The organism is Vibrio sp. 10N.261.52.C2 (assembly GCF_041471425.1).
GTDB classification, from domain to species: Bacteria; Pseudomonadota; Gammaproteobacteria; order Enterobacterales; family Vibrionaceae; genus Vibrio; species Vibrio crassostreae_C.
In genome coordinates this window covers 117,587-124,310 of the sequence record NZ_JBFROH010000043.1, presented here as the reverse complement: position 1 = coordinate 124,310, position 6,724 = coordinate 117,587, and the positions used below count along the sequence as shown (strand labels likewise).

Below are 6,724 nucleotides of genomic sequence, written 5' to 3'. Positions count from 1 at the left end.
TGCGCTCGACCGCCTTGGATTAAGATCTGGTCATAAACTCACTCACACCTATACATAGTGTTGCTTTCTACGAGGGAATGAACATGAAACAAGGAATTTTCAAGAACCTGAAGCTGGCATTAGGGGTTGGTTTTGGTGTCGCCATTCATCAGTACTTTTTTATGACAGATGGTGCATTTGATTTCTATCGGCCAATGGTGGCGTTTGCTTTTACGTTTGTCGTTAGCAGTATTGGTACACTTCTAAAAGAAAGAATCATGCGTAACAAGCAGACTAATGGGGCATCATGACTAAAATCTATTTCGTATGTGGCTTTATTGGCTCGGGTAAAACGACTTACTCTAAAGCGCTTGCAGAAAAGCATGGCGCGTTTCGTTTCTCGATTGATGAGTGGATGATTCCTTTGTATGGCGAGCATATGGAGCGTGAGGTTTTTGATCGCCGGCTGGCTACGTTACAAGGGTTATTCAAGGACTCTGCAAGGCAGCTCTTTTCCTTGGGTGTTCCGGTGATTTTTGACTTTGGTTTTTGGCGTGAGTCTGATCGGGATTCTTTTACAAGCTGGGCATCAAACCTAGGTGTGGACAGCGAAGTTCACTACCTTGATGTTCCCTTTGAGACTTGCAAGCAGAGAGCATTTAGCCGTAACTCGGAACTGAATGGTAAGTCTTATGAAATGACACCTGAAATGTTAGATCTGTTTTGGTCTTGGTTTGAGGTTCCCACTTCAAATGAAAATGTTATTTGGGTTCAACAGGAAGCTCAATAAGGTATGCAGTCAGGCGCGCAGGTGAGTGGTATTTTTGTTATCTAGCTTATGTTCTAAGCCTCACGTTACATTGGGTTTGTGAAAGTCTGAGTTGTCCATCGAATAGTCGTGTAACAAGGGCATTTCTCATGCCGTATTTTTGGTAATTAGTTCTTCCTGTCGATTATCAAATTTGTCCTAAACCCACTATAAGGCAGGGAACCCCAATGAATAGAACGCTATGGTTCGCACTCATTTCGCTTTTGTTTTCAATGACAATGGTATTTTGTACATACAGTTATGGAACAGAGAGCCACGTTGAAGTAATCACACTCACTTTCGTACTGTCGGGCCCTCTGATTTTGACCTTTGCGCTTGTTGTCATCTTTTGTGGCGCACCTGTCATTAACAGGCACAAGTTACTTGGAACCGTCGCAATTTGTGTGCATGGATTTACAGCCTCACTGCATGTGCTGTGGAACGGTTTTATGTTTGTCGATGTGATTAATAAACAAGGCTTAGGTCCGGGACAAGGTTATTCTGGCTTGATACTTTGGGTTGGTAGTATCAAGGCGATGCTACTTGGTTTGGTTGTGGGAGTATGCCTGCATTACTTGCTACGATTATTTAGAAAGGCTGCAGTAAGATAACTGTTGGCTAGTTAGTGGGTTGTTCGTTGTCTATAGGAGTTGTCGCTGTGTTTTATAGTAAGGAATTCAACAAGGGATTGCTGCTCATCTTTGTTGCGATAAGTGCTTTCATTGTCGTTACCTCGGATAATAACCCTGGGACATTAATCGCTCACGCCATCAATGGTTTAATTGCTTTGCTCTTTTTCTCTATGACCATTGAGGTCAAAGACAATGTACTAAGTTGGTATTTCGGCTTTGGCTTTTGGCGTAAGAATGTAGAAGTGTCAGACATTACAGAGACATCGTTCTATCAAAGCAAGTGGTATCAAGGTATTGGTATCCGAATGCTGAGCGATGGTTGGTTGTATAATGCATCGATAGGTTCAGCGCTTAAGTTAAGCCTAAGCAATGGAAAGCATGTTTACATTGGTTGTAAGGATACGGACGGTTTAAAGCTGGCCTTGAAAACCGCTAACGAACAGATAACTCAAAATTGATTTACGAGGCTTGGCACTTTTCGTTTAAAGTTGGGCTAATGTTTAAGGTTCTATGCTTTAAGTGAGCTGGACTTTAATATCACAACAAATGAATCGGAGGTTGAATGGACAGAGCAATCAAAACACATTTCGACGAGTATCCCGATGATGTTCGAGCTCGGCTTGAAGAGTTGCGTTCATTAATCTTTGAGCTTTGCTCTGATTTGGATTTAGGTGAAGTCGAAGAGTCTCTGAAATGGGGCGAGCCGAGTTACAGCGTTAAGACGGGCAGTCCAATTCGAATCGATTGGAAATTAAAATCGCCAAACAACTATTACTTGTTCTTTAACTGCCAAACGAAGCTAATCGACACATTCAGAGAATTGCACGATGACACATTGGCATTTCAAGGTAATCGGGCAATCATCTTGAACCTAACTGAACCACCTCCCAAAGCACCAATCAAGCAGTGCTTAGAGTTAGCCTTAACTTATCAGCAACGAAAACATCTCCCACTTCTTGGCGCGTAGTTCTTATATGTTGTCATTATATTTCTTAAACAGGTTTTCTGTGTTCTAGCTATCACTCTTTAAAGTGCTAAGACTGTACCATCTTGATTAGTATCAAGAGGCTAGGGAATCTCTATAACCAACGCTGATTGTATTGCTTACCGTTTAAAAAGGTGTTCTAGTCACCTTGTATTTCAAACTTAAAAGGAAGTTGTATGAATTTAGATAAAGCCAAAAAACGTATCGCAAAGCAGGTTAAAAAAGGCGACCACGGATACCCAAAAATCACGTTAGCGTATTACGGGACGACCAAAGATCTCGCAACGGAAGTCGCGGTTCAATTTATGCTGGGTGAGGGCGATGGTGTTCAAGAAGAGCGTTTTTCTTGTGAAACCGAAATCCGAGATAATGAGTTAGTTCAAACGACGTTACTCAAGATAATCGAGCGAGCAAATGTTAACTCAGTGATTGAAGTTGAAGGAGTGGCTGTTCTTTAGTTTGCTTTAGCCTGGAAACGAAGCCAACCCGAGAACTCAGGTGTATAATCCACATTTTTATCAAATTGGGCAGGACACATGGCGATCTCGTTTGAAACTCAAAGACTAAAAGTAGAAGAAGTCGCAGGTGAACTTACTGTTCCTGAACGTTCGGCTCTGCTTGAGCGAGTACCTGGCATTCTAACCTCGTCAGTCGTTGAAAACCTTCCACCATACTTTCATGGTATTGTGTCAGGTGAGCTGGCTGAAATTTGGCTCGACCGAATGTTGTCGGAGAGCCGCTTACTTCAAGTGAAATCCAACGATAATCAATTAATTGGTTTTCTGTTCGCTTATGTAGAAGACGAAAGTGATGCTCATATTGGCTACTTGCTTGCAGAAGAATGCTGGGGCAAGGGTTTCGCGAGTGAGTTATTGCAGAGTTTCATCACAGAAGTCGCAAAAACCGAGTCATGGTTCACACTGATTGGCGGTGTCGATCGTTCAAACATAGCCTCTGCCAACTTACTTAAAAAGCTAGGTTTTGTTGAGCAAGCCTCTGACGAAAGTGCTGTGGTTTTCTATGAATATAAGCTTTCTCGTCTTAACTCTTAACTCTGAGCTCTCAGCTCTTAATTTCTAATCCCTAACTCAAGCCACATCTGCGTTATACATTCATTGCCAATGTTTACGTCAATTGATAGGGAAGAAACCTTATTACACCATTCAACTGAGAACCGAGAGCAGCGAGTCTAGTTAACGTGGGCTAATTCGGCACTCTGTGTTTCATTAGCGACTTTCCAATCGCCCCCTAAGGCTTTATAGAAAACAGGCTTTGTATCCACATTAGACCATACTGGTTTAGCGACCTCGACCATCTACCATTACGATGATTGTTTTAGAGATGATGCTGAGATCAGCGGCAATCCAAGACTTAACCGAACATAGGCTTAGTGCATAACTGTGATCAAAACCTACTTTACGACGTACATCATCAATACAGGTGTCGTAACCTTGATTTACTTGTGCAAGCCCTGTAATACCAGGCATTACACCATATGTACGGTCAGCAAAGTAAGGAATTTCGTTCTCTAGTTTCGTGTAAAAAGTAGGGCGTTCAGGGCGCGGGCCAATTAGAGACATTTCACCTTTCAGTACATTGATCAGTTGTGGCAGTTCATCAAGACGTGTCTTTCTCAAAAAGCGGCCAACAGGCGTGATTCGTGGGTCATTCGCGGTAGCCCAAACTGCACCAGAGCGAGTTTCTGCATCCTCGTACATGCTACGGAATTTCATGATCTCAAAGATTTCCATTTTCTCCGGTGTCGATTTACCAACGCGCAGTTGACGGTAGAAAATAGGGCCACGAGAAGTGAGTGCAATCGCCATCGCAATCAACGGAAATACGGGCGCTAGCAAAATCAAAGCAATCAGTGAGCTTACAAAATCGAAAGTACGTTTAGCACGTGAGATTTTGTATTGGTATAGGTTTTGGGTAGATAGCTGTTCGATGTTCATCATAATAAGTCCTTAATGATTTGCTCGTGTCCAAGGTGAGTTTTCTAGTCCGATTAGGTAACGAATGCCACCAATGAAGTTGGCGTAGTGTCCAACTATCAAATAAGAGATTAATGAAATAGGTTTGTTTACTAGACGCTTTGGCAAGATGCAGCCAAGGACGCCAATGGTATAAACGGCAACTTGAGCCCATAACAGCGCTTCAAATACCAAGTAGTTGCTAAGTAAGATTGAGCACACTAAGCACACAATCATTAAATATGGAGTGAGTAGGCGAAGTCCTTTTCCTGAAAAGAACGCAAACGCGATGCCTTTAAACTTCGGGCTGAACAAGGCAAATAATCGAATCGCTTGTTGCATGTTGCCCGCTGAAATACGAAGTCTTCTTTTGAAGTCTGTTTCTAGGTTCGATTCTTCTAGCTCTAATGCAACCATTTGGGTTTCGTATTCGGCGATGTAACCTTGTTTAACGATTTGCATCGGTAAGATGAAATCATCATTAATAGTGTTGAGTGGAAGCAGTTCAAACAGGTGTGTTCTAAACAAGTAGAAAGCGCCATGAGAACCCAAGCTAGAACCTAACGAAGCCTCAGACTCTTTAACCGCGGTTTGGTACTGCCAATACGTGTTTTCGCCTTCATTGCCTGTTGGACAAAGTTGATACGTTGCGTTTACCACTCCAACCTTGTCACTTTCAAAATGAGCGGCAGCTATAAGCAAAGCATCCAATGAAATAAGGGCAGAAACATCACTCATCGCCGTGATATCACTGGTTATACGTGTCACTTCTTCATTAACAACCGCGACTTTACCTCGGTTTACTTGATGGTCATGTATCTCAAAATAGACATCACTGCACATCGCTTCTTGTATGGTCATTTGTGCAATGGCGACTGTGTTATCAGTGCAACCATCGCAAGCGATAATGACTTCCAACTTCTTTTTTGGGTAATCGAGTGAAGCAAGGTTACGAATCTTGTCTGCGATCCACTGTTCTTCGTTAAATGCAGGAACAAGAACGGTGATGGTCGGCAACGTGCAATCTTGCTGTTCCTCTTTGTAGCAACGATGACTCTCTTCAACTTTGCGTGCGGGGTGGCTTTTCGCATACCAACGCAGTAACAAAGGGTAGGCTGCGTGATGATAGACAATCAACGCACCTGAAAACAAACAAAGTCCCGCAAGCAACCAATCAATCATGCGTAAGCTCCTTCTGATATATCGTTGTAAGACGAAACCATTTTGATGATGTCGAAGTTTTCGAGTACGTAGCGACGAGGTGACAAAAAGCGTTCATTTTGCTTTTCTAATAGCGCACTAGCTAACCCCACAATGCTGCCGCTTTTGACGAGGGCGCCGCTGACTGGACATAAGGTTTCATCGACGGCACCAACGTCCATTGCGACGGTTGGAATATTGCATGCTTGAGCTTCAAGTGTAGAAAGCGGCAGCCCTTCGTGGCGTGAAGGTAGGCAGAACGTATCCAACGCTCCGTAAAACGTGGTCATGTCTTCAACTAAGCCAAGAAAGATGACTCGGTCACTCAGATTCAAGCGGCTAGTCAGTTGCTCTAGTTGATTGCGTTTAGTACCGCCGCCAGCCAATGCGACAACCATGTTTGCAGGTAAAAGAGTCAGTGCTTTAATAAGTTGGTCTTGGCCTTTGACATGTTCTAGTCGACCTGCACAACCGATGATGTGTTTGTCTGTCGGCAGGTTTAGTTTTGCTCTCGCGTGTTCTTTCGACATTGGCTTAAACTTCTCACAATCAACGCCATTTTTGATGGTAATGATGTTCTCATAAGAAAAAGCAGTGCGTAGTTGGTTATAAACACGTGTCGCGTCGGCAACTAACGTTGGTTGAGCAGCTTTTAAAGCAAGCGCTTGTAATCGACGACGTTTGTTGTTGTTCAGATGCCAAGCGTCATGTTCGGTATGGATTCGAGTTGGAACCCCGGTTACGCGAGCGGCATAACCAGCGTATAACAGTGGGCCAATATGATGGGTATGAACCACATCAGGGCGAATCGCGTTGAAGGCTTTAATTAGCTTAATAATGATATTGAATTGTACGCCTGGTGCTTTATCCAAAAAGACGATTTGCTTTTTGTATGGCTCTAGCTTCGGCCAGTTGTTTATAGACTCTTGTTTAGTACCCTCTAAACTGACAATCAACACTTGGTCTGTTGGTTTAGCAAGGCGGAGCAAATCCAGAGTTAGGGTTTCTAATCCACCCGGTGCAAGGTGCTGAACAACGTGTATGATCTTTTTGCCATGCTTCGTTAAATGCGTATTCATAGTTTGGACCCTGCCTTTATAATTGTTGTTTCGCCTTTCTGACGTTTCTATTGAAGTAAATTCTTTAA

The 6,724-nt window shown here is 43.1% G+C and carries 10 protein-coding genes; 7 read left to right on the top strand and 3 right to left on the bottom strand.

Annotated features, from left to right (window positions below):
• Positions 1–83 precede the first annotated feature (83 nt).
• The 7 genes from AB4307_RS16755 (at position 84) to AB4307_RS16725 (ending at position 3,456) form a co-directional block, all read left to right on the top strand.
• Positions 84–290: a hypothetical protein gene (locus tag AB4307_RS16755; protein WP_372132628.1), complete on the top strand. Its 207-nt coding sequence runs from the start codon at positions 84–86 to the stop codon at positions 288–290.
• Entirely contained in the window at positions 287–769 is a 483-nt protein-coding gene (locus AB4307_RS16750; RefSeq protein WP_372132625.1) for a P-loop nucleotide/nucleoside kinase family protein, read from the top strand. Before AB4307_RS16755 ends, AB4307_RS16750 begins: the two co-directional genes overlap by 4 nt.
• Positions 770–975: 206 nt before the next feature.
• Entirely contained in the window at positions 976–1,398 is a 423-nt protein-coding gene (locus AB4307_RS16745; protein WP_372132622.1) for a hypothetical protein, read from the top strand.
• A 26-nt stretch (positions 1,399–1,424) separates the two neighbouring features.
• The gene (locus tag AB4307_RS16740; RefSeq protein ID WP_372132619.1) at positions 1,425–1,877 is read left to right on the top strand and encodes a hypothetical protein; all 453 of its coding nucleotides are present in this window, start codon (positions 1,425–1,427) and stop codon (positions 1,875–1,877) included.
• A 104-nt stretch (positions 1,878–1,981) separates the two neighbouring features.
• Positions 1,982–2,386 (top strand): DUF1801 domain-containing protein, encoded by a 405-nt coding sequence (locus AB4307_RS16735; RefSeq protein WP_372132617.1) that lies wholly within the window; start codon positions 1,982–1,984, stop codon positions 2,384–2,386.
• A 194-nt stretch (positions 2,387–2,580) separates the two neighbouring features.
• Positions 2,581–2,862: a hypothetical protein gene (locus AB4307_RS16730; protein WP_017059577.1), complete on the top strand. Its 282-nt coding sequence runs from the start codon at positions 2,581–2,583 to the stop codon at positions 2,860–2,862.
• 78 nt (positions 2,863–2,940) lie between these two features.
• Positions 2,941–3,456 (top strand): GNAT family N-acetyltransferase, encoded by a 516-nt coding sequence (locus tag AB4307_RS16725; protein WP_372132614.1) that lies wholly within the window; start codon positions 2,941–2,943, stop codon positions 3,454–3,456.
• A 246-nt stretch (positions 3,457–3,702) separates the two neighbouring features.
• Here the strand turns inward: AB4307_RS16725 and AB4307_RS16720 are convergent, their stop codons facing one another.
• Genes AB4307_RS16720 through AB4307_RS16710 form a run of 3 tightly spaced genes read right to left on the bottom strand, consistent with a single transcriptional unit; the run spans position 3,703 to position 6,656 of the window.
• Entirely contained in the window at positions 3,703–4,362 is a 660-nt protein-coding gene (locus AB4307_RS16720) for a sugar transferase (RefSeq protein ID WP_017063903.1), read from the bottom strand.
• 9 nt (positions 4,363–4,371) lie between these two features.
• Positions 4,372–5,559, bottom strand: a complete 1,188-nt coding sequence (locus AB4307_RS16715; protein WP_017059581.1) for a glycosyltransferase family 2 protein — start codon at positions 5,557–5,559, stop codon at positions 4,372–4,374.
• The gene (locus AB4307_RS16710) at positions 5,556–6,656 is read right to left on the bottom strand and encodes a glycosyltransferase (protein WP_017070860.1); all 1,101 of its coding nucleotides are present in this window, start codon (positions 6,654–6,656) and stop codon (positions 5,556–5,558) included. Before AB4307_RS16710 ends, AB4307_RS16715 begins: the two co-directional genes overlap by 4 nt.
• Positions 6,657–6,724: the final 68 nt, after the last annotated feature.